We start from the raw sequence: 13472 nt of genomic DNA, 5'->3' as shown, positions 1-13472 counted from the left end.
GGTCGCTCGTCACCGTCGCCCGAGTGGCGGACGGTCATTTTGTTGTGCCCGCAATTTCTCACCTCAGACAGCTGTGCCACGCGCGGACATGAGCCGCAGCGCTGGGTACATGGAGGCAGCCGACGTGATGTACAAGTCCCTCGCCGCACCTGACGTGGACAAATCCGGATTACTCCAGATAACCGTCCCACCCTGGTCCCCCCAGCGGGCCGGAACCGCAGGGCCCGCGGTCTACCCGGTGCGCCCCGCCGCGCCCGCACGGACGCTGTGCGACATCCTCCGCGCCGCGGTGGCCACCCACCCCACCGCCATGGCGATCGACGACGGGCTCGTCGCGCTCGACTACACGGCGCTGGTCGCGGAGGTGGACAGCCTGGGCGAGCGCCTGCGCGAGGCGGGCATCGGCGCCGGGGACCGGGTCGGGGTGCGGGCGCCGTCGGGCACCGCGGACCTCTACATCTCCATCCTCGCCGTGCTGGCCGTCGGCGCCGCCTACGTGCCGGTGGACGCCGACGACCCGGACGAGCGCGCGGAGCTGGTGTGGTCCGAGGCCGGCGTGTGCGCCGTGCTCGGCGCCGGCCGCCACCTGGCGCCGCGCGCGGAGGTCCCGCCACGGGGCGAGCTGCGCCCGCCGGATCTCGACGACGACGCGTGGATCATCTTCACCTCGGGCTCGACCGGAACCCCGAAAGGCGTCGCGGTCACCCACCGCTCCGCCGCCGCGTTCGTCGACGCGGAGGCCCGGATGTTCCTTCAGGACCGCCCGATCGGGCCGGGCGACCGGGTGCTCGCCGGGCTGTCGGTGGCCTTCGACGCCTCCTGCGAGGAGATGTGGCTGGCCTGGCGGCACGGCGCGTGCCTGGCACCCGCGCCGCGCGCGCTGGTCAGGTCCGGGGCCGACCTCGGGCCCTGGTTGGTGGAGCGCGGCGTGACCGTGGTGTCCACTGTGCCCACGCTGGCCGCGCTGTGGCCCGCGGAGACGCTGGAGCGGGTGCGGCTGGTGATCCTGGGCGGCGAGGCGTGCCCGGCCGAGCTCGCCGACCGCCTCGCCGACGCCGACCGCGAGGTGTGGAACACCTACGGCCCGACCGAGGCCACCGTGGTGGCCTGCGCCGCGCAGATGTTCGGTGACGACGTCGTGCGCATCGGGCTGCCCCTGGACGGCTGGCGGCTGGCGGTGGTGGACCCGCAGGGCAGACCGGTCCGCTGGGGCGAGACCGGCGAGCTGGTGATCGGCGGCGTCGGCCTCGGTCGCTACCTCGACGCGGACAAGGACGCCGAGAAGTACGCGGCCCTGCCGGAGCTGGGCTGGTCCCGTGGCTACCGCACCGGCGACCTGGTGCGCGCCGAGCGCAGGGGACTGGTCTTCGTCGGCAGGGCCGACGACCAGGTCAAGATCGGCGGGCGGCGGGTCGAGCTGGGTGAGCTCGACGCCGCGCTGCTGTCGCTGCCGGGGGTCGCCGCGGCCGCGACCGCCGTGCGCTGCAGCGCCTCGGGAACCCCGGTGCTGGTCGGTTACGTCGTGCCCGAGGACGATGTCGCGCTCGATGTGGGGCGGGTGCGGCGGCTGCTCGGCGAGCGGCTGCCCGCGGCGCTGGTCCCGCGCATCGCCGTGGTCGCCACGCTGCCGACCCGCACTTCCGGCAAGGTCGACCGCGACGCGCTGCCCTGGCCGCTGCCCGCGGAGGCGGCGGTCGGCGGGGAAGGGCAGTCGGGCCCCGCCGCGGAGCTGACCGACACCGAGAGCTGGCTGGCCCGGAAGTGGACGGACCTGCTGGCCGTCCCGGCGGGCGCCGAGTGCGACTTCTTCGACCTGGGCGGCACCAGCCTGGCCGCCGCCCAGCTCGTGTCGGTGTTGCGGCGCCGCTACCCGGAGGTGTCGGTCGCCGACGTCTACCACCGGCCGACGCTGCGGGCGCTGGCCTCGCGGCTGGACGAACTGGAGGGCGGGGTGACGGCGGCGCGGCGGGTGCGCCCCACCTCCAGGTGGAGCGGGGTGGCGCAGACGCTGCTCCAGGCGGCGTTGTTCACCCTGGCCGGGACGCGCTGGCTGTTCGGCCTGCTCGTGCTGTTCAACATCATTGAGCTGGTCGACCCGCTGCCGTGGACGGTGCAGACCTCGTGGTGGTTGCTCGTCCCGGTCTGGCTGGTGCTGTTCAGCCCACCGGGCCGGTGGCTGATCGTCTGCGTCGGCGTCCGGCTGCTGTGCCACGGGATACGCCCTGGCAGCTACCGCAGGGGCGGGCCGACCCACCTGCGCCTGTGGACGGCGGAGCGGCTCGCGGTGGTGTTCAGCGCCGCGAGCTTCACCGGAACCCCGCTGGCGGGTCTGTACGCCAGGGCACTGGGCTGCCGGGTCGGCCGGAACGTGCAGCTGCACTCGCTGCCCCCGGTCACCGGCATGGCCACCTTCGGCGACGGCTGCGCCGTGGAGTCCGAAGTGGACCTGGCGGGCTGGTGGCTGGACGGCGACGTCCTGCACATCGGTGAGATGTCCGTCGGCGCGGGAGCGCGGGTCGGCGGTCGCAGCACGGTGATGCCGGGCGCCGACATCGGTGAGCGGGCCGAGGTGCTGCCGGGTTCGATGGTCTCGGGGCTCATCCCGGCCGAGGAGTGCTGGGCGGGTTCGCCCGCGCGGTGCGTCGGCACCGCGGGCGAGTCGTGGCCGTCGCCGCGCACCGGCCGCTCCCTGCGCTGGTCGCTGGCGTACATGCTGTCGGGATCGGTGACCGGGCTCTTCATGCTGCTCGCCTCGATCCCCTCGCTGGCACTGCTCTACTTCCTGATCCGTGGCGACCAGGCGCTGGACACGGTGCTGGGGCACCTTGCGGTCGCGGCTCCGCTGATGACGGTCATGTCGCTGGTCCTGTACACCTGCCTGCTCGCCGTGACGATCCGCGTGGTGGGCAGAGGACTGGTCGCGGGGTGCCACCCGGCCGACGGCGGTGTCGCCTGGCGCGCGTGGCTGACCGAGCGCCTGATGGGCGGCGCCCGTGCCACGCTGTTCCCCCTCTACGCCAGCCTGTTCACCCCGGTGTGGCTGCGCATGCTCGGTGCGAAGGTGGGACGCCACGTGGAGGCGTCGACGGTGTTGACGCTGCCTCGGCTCATCACGGTGGGCGACGGTGGGTTCCTCGCCGACGACACCCTGCTCGCGCCCTACGAGCTGCGTGGCGGATGGCTGCGCCTGGGGCGCGCCGATGTCGGGGAACGGGCGTTCGTCGGCAACTCCGGCATCGTCGGGCCGGACCGCGCCGTTCCCGAGGGGGCGCTGGTCGGGGTGCTCTCGGACGCGCCGGCCGACACCGACCCCGGATCCTCGTGGCTGGGCCGCCCGGCGATCCGCCTGCCCCGCGTGGTGGAGCCGGTCGATCCGTCCCGCACCTTCGCCCCGCCGAAGCGGTTGGTCCTCGCCCGCAGCTCGGTCGAGGTGCTCCGGGTCGTGCCGATGCTGCTGTCGGTGCTGTTGAGCCAGCTCGTCCTCGTCACGCTCGCCCTGCTGGTCAACACGTACGGGATCGGAACGGCCGCGGCGCTCGGCGGTGTGGTCCTCTTCGCGGCGGGCGTGGTCGCCGCGCTGGTGACCACCGCGGCGAAGTGGGTGCTGGTCGGCAGGTTCCGCCGCGGCGAGCACCCGCTGTGGAGCTCCTTCGTGTGGCGCAACGAGCTGTTCGACAACTTCGTCGAGGTGCTGGCCGTGCCGTGGCTGGTCACCGCCTCGCTCGGCACCCCGACCCTCAACGCGTGGCTGCGCACCCTGGGCGCCAAGATCGGTCGTGGGGTCTGGTGCGAGACGCACTGGTTGCCGGAGACCGACCTGGTGCGGCTCGGCGACGGGGCCACCGTGAACCGGGGCACGGTGTTGCAGACGCACCTGTTCCACGACCGGCTGATGCGGCTGGACCGGGTGGACCTGGAGGACGGCGCGACCCTGGGGCCGCGCAGCATCATGCTGCCGGGCACCAGGGTGGAGCCGATGACCACCATCGGACCCGCGTCCCTGGTCATGCGCGGCGAGACCGTGCCGACCGCGACGCGCTGGTGCGGCAACCCGATCAGCGCGTGGCGAGCGGACTCGGACAACCTGGGCGGGGAGTAACCGGTCCGCGGGGTGCCCCGGTGCGCCGGGGCACCCCGCCTCCGGCTGGACAGCGACGACGAAGGGCAACTCGGATGGACGTGCGCGGCAACAGATGTAGTCGTCGCCGATTCATGGCGGCAGCGGTGGCGCTGCCGGTGCTGGGACTGACCGCGTGTGACTTCGACCGGACGGGAGCGAGCGGCGCGGGAGAGGCGGGCGACGTGGGCAGCGCGGTCTCGGCCGACTCGTACCACCCGGCCCACGGCAACGGTGGGTACCGGGTCACGCACTACGACCTCAACCTGCACTACACCCCCCGCTCCGGCGGCCTGGACGCGACGGCGGTGATCACCGCGACGGCCTCCCACGCGCTCTCCGGGTTCAGCCTGGACCTGCACGAGCTGACCGTGTCGGACGTCCAGGTGGCGGGCGCCGCCGCCGGGTTCACCCACAGCGCGGGCAAGCTGCACGTCCATCCGGGTCGCGTGCTGGCCGCCGGCGAGCAGTTCGACGTGCGGGTGCGCTACTCCGGCCGCCCCGGCCCGATCCGGACCTCCTGGGGCGAGATCGGGTGGGACGCCACCGAGGACGGCGTGGTGGTGGCCAGCCAGCCACTGGGCGCGCCGTCGTGGTTCCCGTGCAACGACCATCCCAGCGACAAGGCCGGCTACCTGATCGAGGTGACCGTGCCCGAGTCCTACCAGGTCGTCGCCAACGGCACGCTCACCGGCACCTCACTCGATTCGGGCCAGGTCACCTGGTCCTACGCCCACCCCGGCCCGATGGCCACCTACCTCGCGACCGTCAACATCGGGCGGTTCTCCTTCGTGCAGCAGGGCGGGAGCCGCGTGCCGCTGCGCAACGCCTTCCCGCCGGGGGCGGCGGAGGACTTCGCCACCGACTTCGGCAGGCAGCCGGAGATCATCAACCTCTTCGAGCGCCTGTTCGGCCCTTACCCGTTCGAGGTCTACGGATCGGTGGTGGTCAACGCCGAGCTGCAGGCGCCGATGGAGACGCAGACGTTCTCCGTCTTCGGCACGAACCACCTCGACGGCGCACGGGGCTACGAGCACTACGTCGCGCACGAGCTCGCCCATCAGTGGTTCGGCAACAACGTCACCGCCGCGGACTGGCGGCACATCTGGCTGCACGAGGGATTCGCGACCTACGCGGAGTGGCTGTGGTCGGAGAACTCCGGGGGAGCGAGCGCCGAGGCCCACGCGGTGCGGGCGTGGTCGGAGCTGTCCACCTCGGCCCAGGACATCCGCATCGGTGACCCCGGTCCCCGGAACATGTTCGACGACCGCGTCTACCTCCGGGGCGCCCACACGCTCCACGCGCTGCGGCGCACCGTTGGCGACGACGGGTTCTTCGACGTCCTCCGCACTTGGGGCCAGAAGTACCGCGGCGGCAACGTCACCACGGACCAGTTCATCGCGCACGCCGAGCAGCGCACCCGTCGCACGCTGAGCCCGATGTTCCAGCGCTGGTTGTTCACCGAGGAGCTGCCCGACCCCTCCTCGTCCTTCGGGCCGCGGTGACATCGCCGCCGGTCGGCGGGCGGGACCGCCCGCCGACCAGCTCGGCTACGCCCAGCCGGGCATGGGGTAGGCCGCCATCAGCTCGGCCACCTCGCGGCCGATCCGGTCCAGCTCCGCGTCGTCGCCCGCCGCGGCCACCGCCCGGTCGATCCACGCGGCCACCTGCGGCATCTGCTCAACGCCCAGCCCACGCGTGGTGATCGCCGCGGTGCCCAGCCGGATCCCGGACGGGTCGAACGGCTTGCGCGAGTCGAACGGCACCGCGTTGTAGTTCAGCTCGACGCCCGCGCGGTCCAGCGCCTGGGCCGCGGGCTTGCCCCCGAGCTCCTTCGACGTCAGGTCGATGAGGATCAGGTGGTTGTCGGTCCCGCCGGAGACCAGGTCGAAGCCGCGCTCCACCAGCGCCGCTGCCAACGCCTGGGCGTTCGCCACGATCGCGTGCGCGTAGGTGCGGAAGTCCGGGGTCAACGCCTCGCCCAGCGCCACCGCGATCGCGGCGGTGGTGTGGTTGTGCGGACCGCCCTGGAGCCCGGGGAAGACGGCCTTGTCGATCGCCTTCGCGTGCTCGGCGTCGGTGAGCACCATCGCGCCGCGCGGCCCGCGCAGGGTCTTGTGCGTGGTCGTGGTGATCACCGGCGCGTGCCCGACCGGCGACGGGTGCGCCCCACCGGCGACCAGGCCCGCGATGTGCGCGATGTCGGCGACCAGGACCGCGCCGACCTCCTCGGCGATCGCGGCGAACGCGGGGAAGTCGATCGTGCGCGGGATCGCAGTGCCCCCGCAGAAGATCACCTTGGGCCGCTCGGCCAGCGCGAGGTCGCGGACCTCGTCCATGTCCACCCGACCGGTCTCCCTGCGCACGCCGTAGCGCACGCTCTGGAACCACTTGCCGGTCGCGGAGACGTTCCAGCCGTGGGTGAGGTGCCCGCCCATCGGCAGCGCCATGCCCATGACCTTCTCGCCCGGCTCCAGGAACGCCAGGTACACGGCGAGGTTGGCGGGGGAGCCGGAGTACGGCTGGACGTTGGCGTGGTCGACGCCGAACAGTTCCTTGGCCCGCGCGACGGCCAGCAGCTCGACCTGGTCGATGACCTGCTGGCCCTCGTAGTACCTGCGGCCCGCGTAGCCCTCGGAGTACTTGTTGGTCAGCACCGACCCGGTGGCTTCGAGCACCGCGGTGGAGACGTAGTTCTCCGAGGCGATCAGGCGGACCTTGTCGAACTGGCGGCGGGCCTCGGCCTGCACCAGCTCCGCCACCTGGGGGTCGGCGGCGGTCAGGGTCGGGATGGCGGGTTCGTGCACGACGACCTCCACGCGCGCGAAGGCGCTGCCGAAGCACCCAGGCGCGCGGTGCGTTCCGGCTCAGGCTCCCCGGTGGTCGATCCCACCCTCGACACGCCAGTCGCGAACACCGCGAATGGTAGTCGTCCGGCGGTCCGGGTCCTTCACCCACCCGTGGCCGCGACGCGGCCCCCTCACCTGCCTCGCCGCCGTGTCCCGGACGGCGGGGCGGCGCGAGTGTCAGTGCCCCGTTTCATACTGCGGTCATGTGCCGAAGCATCAAGACCCTTCGCCCGCCCTTCTCCGAGGACGTCACCGAGATCGACATCCAGGCGGCGGCGCTGCAATATGTCCGGAAGATCTCCGGATTCCGGAAACCGGCCGCGCACAATGCCGAGGCGTTCGACCGCGCGGTCGCCGTCGTCGCCGAGGCCACCGCCGAGCTGTTGTCCGCCATCGAGGTGCGCGGATCGGCGAAGAGCACCGGCTGAGCACTTCACCCGCTTGGCGGTACCGTCGCGTTTTCCCTCGTCCGAGGGGCTGTCCGGGGTTGGCGGACAGGGCCGGAAGGGGAGGTGTGCCCGGGAGAAGTCCTGCGGCCGAACAGGTGATGGGCGCCGCCGGCGCGGGCACTGTTCGTGGTTGCCTTTTCCGTGATGAATACCCTGCCGAGTGAACCCCGGTCGGCTATTCGCGTTTCCCGTGGAGTGGATCTTCAAACGCCCTGCGCTGTTGTGTGACCATCCCACGGCCCCGATTCGGCTCTCTACTGTTCTCCGTGAGGAGTTCCTCCACCGTGACCGTCGCTATAACCGGCGCTACCGGCTTCCTCGGTCTGCGCCTCGTTCGTGAGCTGCTGGAGCGGCACACGAACCTGCTCGTCCTCGCGCACGCGGGATCACCGGACGCGCTGGAGCGCATCGGCCGGTACCTGGAGCGCGCGGGGGCGCCGCGCACCTTCATCAGCGGGCTGCCGGAGCGGATCCGGGTGGTGCCGGTCGAGTTGACCGAGCCGCGCCTGGGCCTGTCGGAGGAGGCGTTCCAGGAGCTCGCCGACGAGGTGGACGTGCTGTGGCACTGCGCGGGGCGCGTGGCACCCGACGCGGGCCTGGACGCGCTGCGGCTGGCCAACGTCACCGCGACCCGGCACGTGCTCGACCTGGTCGGCGCGGGTGCCAGGAAGCCGTTGCTGCACCACGTCAGCAGTGCCTTCGTGGCCGGCTCGCGCCGTGAGGGCGTCGTCGCCGAGGACGCGCTCGACGACCTCTCCGGCTTCGAGAACGCCTACGAGCGGTCCAAGCACGAGGCCGAGGCGCTGGTCCGCGCGTGGGCCGACGAGCACTTCCGGCCGGTGGTGGTCCACCGCCCCAGCATCATGATCACCGACGAGCCCGCGCCGGGGGACCTGTGGTCGCACCCGTTGCTCGACCTGGTGCGGGACGGGAAGGCGCGGCAGCGCCGGATGTGGCTGGGCTGGCTGCGGCTGCCGCGCTGGCTCCGCCCCGCCGTGCGGCTGGTCGGCCACGAGGACGCGCGGCTGAACTTCATCCCGGTCGGCGACGCGGCGGCGGCCATGGCCCGCATCGCCGACGTCGAGCCCTCCGGCGGCGTCGACACCTACCACGTCGTGCACGGCAGCGACGTGCCCGTGCAGTCGGTCGTCGCGCTGCTGGAGAAGAGCTTTCCCTTGCGGGTCAAGCTCGTTCCGCACCCTCCGCACCGGATGCGCGCGATCGAACGCGCGCTCCAGGCGCCCAGCTTCGAGCCCTACCTGAGCCACCGGCGCGACTACGACGACTCCCGCGCGCGTGCCGTGCTGGGACCGCGCGGCGAGCAGACCCCGATCGACCCGGACTACCTGCTGCGCAGCGTGCGGACCACGGACCTCGGCCCGCGCAGGCTCACCGCGATGGACCGCGTCTACCTGGACTACGACGCCGGTCGCCCCAACAGCATGGAGCTGGGCGGCCTGCTCCGGTTCTCCGGGCGCCCGCCCACCGTGGACGAGCTGCGCGAGCACGTCGCCGCGCGGCTGTCCCGCGTGCCCGACCTGTCGCTCGCGCTCGGCTCCGGCCGCGGCTGGGAGCACCGGGAGGAGCTCGACCTCGGCTACCACGTGCGCGAGATCGGCTCGGTCGGTGGCGCGGGCGAACGCGGGCTCCGCGCCGTCGCCGAGGACATCCTGGGCCAGCGGCTGGCCCGGACCGAACCGCTGTGGCAGCTCTGGCTGATCCACGGCTACCAGGACGGCGAGTACGCGGTGCTGTTCAAGCCGCACCACGCGCTGCTCGACGGGGCTTCGGCTGCCGAGGCGCTCTACCGCCTGCTCGACGACGAGGCCGCCGAGGCCGAGGCGCCGAAGCCGTGGTCCGCGCGCCCGAGGGTGCTGCGCTCGGTGACGGCCAGCGTGCTCGGGTACCTGCGCGGGTTCACGCCGGTGTCGTCGCGGCCGTTCTCCGCGCGCGGGCTCACCGGAGAGCGGCGCGTGTGGTGGACCACCGTCGGCGCGGAACGGCTGCACCGGGCGGCGCGGTTGCACAGGGTGACGGTGAACGAGGTCTACCTGGCGGCGCTCAGCGGGATGCTGCGCGAGTGGCCGGGCATGCCGTGGAGCAACGGTCCGCAGCGGTTGTGGGCGCTGGTGCCGATGACCGTCGGCGGCACCCCGGGGCCGGACGAGTTCGGCAACCACGTGGTGCCGTTGCGGGTGGAGCTGCCGTGCGACGAGCCCGACCCGATGAAGCGGCTGGCCAGGGTGCGCGCGTCCAGCCTCCAGCAGAAGGACGGCATCGGCACCACGCGGGGCATGCGCTCGCTCCCGGCCCCGCTGGTACGGCTGACCTGCGCGCTGACCTTCTCCCGCTGGCACGTCGACCTGGTCGCGGGCAACACGCGGTGGACCCGGTCGCTGGACTTCCGGGGCTCCGAGGCCATCGGCATGGTGCCCGTCGGGGTGCTGCACCGGGACCGCCCGGTCGGGATCTTCCTCGGCACGCACGGGGAGGACGCCAGCCTGTGCGTCGTCACCGACTCGTCGCTGTCGGCCTCCGACGGGCTGGACCACCTGTGGGCGGCGGCGCTGGACGAGCTGGCCCCGCCCGTTCGCGTCACAGCCCCGCTGTGGGTGGCCGCGTGAACGTCCTCGCGTTCTCCCGGGACGGCGTCGCCGAGTGCGCGCGCCGCATCCGCGAACCAGTGCACCTGGTCTCCGGGGAGGAGGAGGATCTCGGCCTGGTCATCGGTGAGGTCAGGGGCGGTAGCCCGATCGTGGGCACCCTGCCGCCGCTGTACCCGGAGTGGCTCGGCGACCGCTCGTTCTGCACCTCGCACGGCACGCGGTTCCCCTACGCGGCGGGTGAGATGGCCAACGGGGTCGCCACGACGGCCATGGTCGCGGCGATGGCCCGTGCGGAGATGCTGGCGTTCTTCGGCGCTTCCGGGCTGTCGCTCGCCCAGGTCGAGGGGGCCGTCGCCGAGCTGGCCGCTGCCGTGGGCTGCCGCCCGAACTGGGGCGTCAACCTCGCGGCGGGTCCCACCGAGGACGCGGTGGTCGACCTGCTGCTGGCCTACGGTGTGCCGTGCGTGTCGGTCTCCGGCTTCACCGCGCTGACCCCGGCGGTGGTGCGCTGCTCGGCGGTGGGGCTCAGCCGCGACCCCGAGGGGCGGATCCAGCGCCGCACCAAGCTCTTCGCCAAGGTCTCCAGCCCGGAGCTCGCCGAGCGCTTCCTCTCGCCCGCGCCGCCCCGCGCCCTCCGCGAGCTTGTCCACAGTGGACAGATCACGGCGGAGGAGGCGGAGCTGGCCGCCCTGGTGCCGGTCGCCGAGGACGTCACGGCCGCCTCCGGCAGCGCCCGCCCGCTGATGTCGCTGCTGCCCGCGATCCTGGCGCTGCGCGACGAGCTGGCCGCGCGCCACGCGTACCCGCGCCCGGTCCGGGTGGGGGCGGCCGGTGGGCTGGGCACGCCGCAGTCGGTCGCGGCGGCCTTCACCCTGGGCGCGGACTACGTGGTGACCGGCTCGGTGAACCAGGCCGCGGTGGAGTCGGGGCTGTCGGCGGCGGGCAAGCGGCTGCTTGCCGACGCCGACCTCGCGGACACGGTGCTCGCGCCGCGCTCGGTGGGGTTCGAGCGCGGCGAGCAGGCACAGGTGCTGAGCAAGGGAACCCGTTTCGCCGAGCGCGCCACCCGGCTGCACGAGCTCTACCGCAACCACCACTCGCTGGAGGACCTCCCGCCCGCCGAGCGCGCGGAGCTGGAGCACGGCATCCTCGGGCGCCCCGTGGCCGACGTGCTGGCCGAGGTCGCCGACGCGCGCGCCATCATCGACGCGCGGCACCGGATGGCGCTGGTCTTCCGGTGGTACCTCGACACGTCACGGCTGTGGGCGGTGCACGGCGACCCGGAGCGCGAGGAGGACTACCAACTGCGTTGCGGCCCGGCGATGGGAGCCTTCAACCGCTGGACGAGGGGCACCTTCCTGGCTGAACAGGACAACCGCTCGGTGGTGCAGATCGCGCTGAACCTGCTCGAAGGCGCGGCCGTGGTCACCCGCGCCCAGCAGCTGCGCGGCTACGGCGTGCCGGTGCCGACGTCGGCGTTCGCGTTTCCCCCGCGCGAGCTGGCTTGATGGCGGTGGTGGCGGGGTCGGGGCCGGATGCGGTCAGCGAGGCGCACCACCGTGCTCTCGGCTCCCGTGACCTGAGCGTGGAGTTCTCCGCGCGGGACCGGCTGGTTCTGCTGTCCTCCGGGGACGGCGCCAACTTCCGTGGGTGAGAGGGAATGGCCGGGTACGTGTTCTTCTGGGGCCACCAGCCCGAGCGCGACGGCAGCGTCGGCAAGGGCTGCCTCAGCCAGTGGTGGCCCGCGCCCTTCGTGGTGGACGGGCTGAGCTTCGCCACCGCCGAGCACTACATGATGTGGCGCAAGGCGATCCTGTTCGACGACGGTGAGACGGCCGAGCGCGTGCTGTCGGCGGGACATCCCAAGGCCGCCAAGGACCTCGGCCGCGGTGTCGCGAACTTCGACACCGGGGTCTGGGAGCGGCGACGGTACGACATCGTGGTCGCGGGCAACACGGCGAAGTTCGGCCAGCACGAGGACCTGCGCCGGTACCTCCTCGGCACCGGTGAGCGCGTGCTGGTGGAGGCGAGCCCGCTGGACGCGGTGTGGGGGATCGGCCTGGCGGCCGACCACCCCGACGCCGCGCACCCCGAGCGGTGGCCGGGCACGAACCTCCTTGGCAAGGCATTGATGGACGTCCGCACACTTCTGCGCCAGGCCCCGGGCTGACGTGGCCGGGGGCTCCGGGCCGCCGACGGCTACCGTGGGGCGGCGTGGAAACGAAGATCCTCGGCCGCCTTGAGCGGGAGCGCAACGTCTGGCTGTGCACACTGCGCTCCGACGGTTCGCCGCACGTGACCCCGGTGTGGTTCGTCTACCGCGACGGCACGTGGTGGATCGGTAGCAGCGAGCGCAACCGCAAGGTGCGCAACATGATCAGCGATCCCCGCGTGTCACTGGCGCTTGAGGACGGCACGGCCCCGGTCGTGGCCGAGGGCGTGGCCGCGGTCCACTGTGGCGGCTTTCCCTCGGATGTGGTCGCGGCCTTCGCGGCGAAGTACGACGGCTGGGACGTCACCGCCGCGTGGGAGGGTGCCGGAGAGCGGGTCCTGATCGAGGTCCCCGTGACGAGGTGGTTGCTCGCGGGCGTCGCTCAGTAGGTCCGCCGCGGCTCGCTCACCGTGACGGTCGCGCACGGCAGCCGGTACCGGTGCTGCTCGGCGTCGACACCCCACAACCACGGCCGTCCATCGGGCTCGGTGTACGCCTGGGAGACCACGAGCCGGACCTCGCCGACGTCGACGCCGCCGCAGGTGACACCCGCGTTGATCATCACGGTGTCGCCGGTCCTCGGTTGCTGGTGCCGCGTCATCGGAGCTCCTCACGCACCCGGTTCGGTGGGGAGGATGCCAGGCACCACACGGCTTCTCACCCGATGTTGCCGTCTTGACGCCTACCCGCGTCCCGACGGGAACAGGTCTACCTCGAAGCGGGCGGCCTGTCGGTGCTCAGGTCCAGAATGCCGACGTTGGTGCCGAGCGAGAGGGACGATGGCGGTGCGCACACTCATCAGCGGCGAGGTGCGGGTCCACTATGGACAGATCTACGCGCACACCGGAGCAGCGCGGGCCGAAGAGATCGACCTGCACGCCTGTTTCGGAGGTCAGCGCAACGGGTTGTGCGGAGCGGCCCGGCCCGGGATGTTGTGGCTGACCACCGGCCCGCACACCGGGACGGTGGGGTTCGAGGTGGAGCTGCACGACGCGTGCCCGCCGATCGGCGACGACTGGGAGGAGGTCGTCGAGGTCTCCTTCCCCGTCGCAGGGGAGGACATCTTCCTCGGCTGGTCCGGGCAGTGGGGGGACCGGGGACCGGGCCGAAGAACCGGACGATCGCGTTCCAGGCGGCAGGTGACCCCGATCCGCTGCGGCCCGCCGTCCGGGCGGTCTCGGCGGGCGTGGGCGCCTTCGGCCCGGACAGGGCTGCGGCGCTGCTGAGCGAGATCCGCGC

General features: G+C 72.8%; 11 protein-coding genes and 1 riboswitch. Of the genes, 9 read left to right on the top strand and 2 right to left on the bottom strand.

Annotated features, from left to right (window positions below; translation table 11 throughout):
• The first annotated feature begins 88 nt into the window (after window positions 1-88).
• Window positions 89-4099, top strand: coding sequence for a Pls/PosA family non-ribosomal peptide synthetase (locus tag ACFFQA_RS04115; RefSeq protein ID WP_377850249.1), 4011 nt, complete (start codon window positions 89-91; stop codon window positions 4097-4099).
• 113 nt (window positions 4100-4212) lie between these two features.
• Window positions 4213-5622 carry a M1 family metallopeptidase gene (locus ACFFQA_RS04110; protein ID WP_377850248.1) on the top strand — a complete coding sequence of 470 codons (1410 nt, stop codon included), beginning with the start codon at window positions 4213-4215 and terminating at the stop codon, window positions 5620-5622.
• Window positions 5623-5667: 45 nt separating this feature from the next.
• Here the strand turns inward: ACFFQA_RS04110 and glyA are convergent, their stop codons facing one another.
• On the bottom strand, window positions 5668-6924 hold the full coding sequence (glyA, locus tag ACFFQA_RS04105; protein ID WP_377850247.1) for a serine hydroxymethyltransferase: 1257 nt from the start codon (window positions 6922-6924) through the stop codon (window positions 5668-5670).
• A 28-nt stretch (window positions 6925-6952) separates the two neighbouring features.
• Window positions 6953-7038, bottom strand: a riboswitch (ZMP/ZTP riboswitch).
• Window positions 7039-7169: 131 nt separating this feature from the next.
• Here glyA and ACFFQA_RS04100 point away from each other — a divergent pair.
• The 6 genes from ACFFQA_RS04100 to ACFFQA_RS04075 all read left to right on the top strand — a co-directional run bounded on the left by ACFFQA_RS04100 (window position 7170) and on the right by ACFFQA_RS04075 (window position 12622).
• Window positions 7170-7394 carry a DUF2277 domain-containing protein gene (locus ACFFQA_RS04100; RefSeq protein WP_377850246.1) on the top strand — a complete coding sequence of 75 codons (225 nt, stop codon included), beginning with the start codon at window positions 7170-7172 and terminating at the stop codon, window positions 7392-7394.
• A 305-nt stretch (window positions 7395-7699) separates the two neighbouring features.
• Window positions 7700-10039, top strand: a complete 2340-nt coding sequence (locus ACFFQA_RS04095) for an SDR family oxidoreductase (protein ID WP_377850245.1) — start codon at window positions 7700-7702, stop codon at window positions 10037-10039.
• Window positions 10036-11529 carry a PfaD family polyunsaturated fatty acid/polyketide biosynthesis protein gene (locus tag ACFFQA_RS04090; protein ID WP_377850244.1) on the top strand — a complete coding sequence of 498 codons (1494 nt, stop codon included), beginning with the start codon at window positions 10036-10038 and terminating at the stop codon, window positions 11527-11529. The genes ACFFQA_RS04095 and ACFFQA_RS04090 overlap by 4 nt, the downstream gene beginning before the upstream one ends.
• On the top strand, window positions 11529-11675 hold the full coding sequence (locus ACFFQA_RS04085; protein WP_377850243.1) for a hypothetical protein: 147 nt from the start codon (window positions 11529-11531) through the stop codon (window positions 11673-11675). Before ACFFQA_RS04090 ends, ACFFQA_RS04085 begins: the two co-directional genes overlap by 1 nt.
• 6 nt (window positions 11676-11681) lie before the next feature.
• On the top strand, window positions 11682-12191 hold the full coding sequence (ybiA, locus tag ACFFQA_RS04080) for a riboflavin biosynthesis intermediates N-glycosidase (protein ID WP_377850242.1): 510 nt from the start codon (window positions 11682-11684) through the stop codon (window positions 12189-12191).
• A 44-nt stretch (window positions 12192-12235) separates the two neighbouring features.
• Complete coding sequence (locus ACFFQA_RS04075) at window positions 12236-12622, top strand: pyridoxamine 5'-phosphate oxidase family protein (RefSeq protein ID WP_377850241.1); 387 nt, start codon at window positions 12236-12238, stop codon at window positions 12620-12622.
• Here ACFFQA_RS04075 and ACFFQA_RS04070 read toward each other — a convergent pair.
• Complete coding sequence (locus ACFFQA_RS04070) at window positions 12616-12834, bottom strand: hypothetical protein (protein ID WP_377850240.1); 219 nt, start codon at window positions 12832-12834, stop codon at window positions 12616-12618. The genes ACFFQA_RS04075 and ACFFQA_RS04070 overlap by 7 nt on opposite strands.
• A 184-nt stretch (window positions 12835-13018) precedes the next feature.
• Here ACFFQA_RS04070 and ACFFQA_RS04065 point away from each other — a divergent pair, with 184 nt between their 5' ends.
• A complete protein-coding gene (locus tag ACFFQA_RS04065; RefSeq protein WP_377850239.1) occupies window positions 13019-13459 on the top strand; it encodes a hypothetical protein in 441 nt (146 codons plus the stop codon).
• Window positions 13460-13472 lie beyond the last annotated feature (13 nt).

It is taken from the genome of Allokutzneria oryzae (genome assembly GCF_042429765.1).
In the GTDB taxonomy this organism is placed as follows: Bacteria; Actinomycetota; Actinomycetes; order Mycobacteriales; family Pseudonocardiaceae; genus Allokutzneria; species Allokutzneria oryzae.
This window is presented reverse-complemented; position numbering and strand designations above follow the sequence as displayed.

What these genes read in the sequence shown, in the direction of transcription:
- ACFFQA_RS04115 (WP_377850249.1), top strand. Translation starts at nt 89, where the DNA reads ATGAGCCGCAGCGCTGGGTACATGGAGGCAGCCGACGTGATGTACAAG.
- ACFFQA_RS04110 (WP_377850248.1), top strand. Translation starts at nt 4,213, where the DNA reads ATGGCGGCAGCGGTGGCGCTGCCGGTGCTGGGACTGACCGCGTGTGAC.
- ACFFQA_RS04100 (WP_377850246.1), top strand. Translation starts at nt 7,170, where the DNA reads ATGTGCCGAAGCATCAAGACCCTTCGCCCGCCCTTCTCCGAGGACGTC.
- ACFFQA_RS04085 (WP_377850243.1), top strand. Translation starts at nt 11,529, where the DNA reads ATGGCGGTGGTGGCGGGGTCGGGGCCGGATGCGGTCAGCGAGGCGCAC.
- ybiA (WP_377850242.1), top strand. Translation starts at nt 11,682, where the DNA reads ATGGCCGGGTACGTGTTCTTCTGGGGCCACCAGCCCGAGCGCGACGGC.
- ACFFQA_RS04070 (WP_377850240.1), bottom strand. Translation starts at nt 12,834, where the DNA reads ATGACGCGGCACCAGCAACCGAGGACCGGCGACACCGTGATGATCAAC.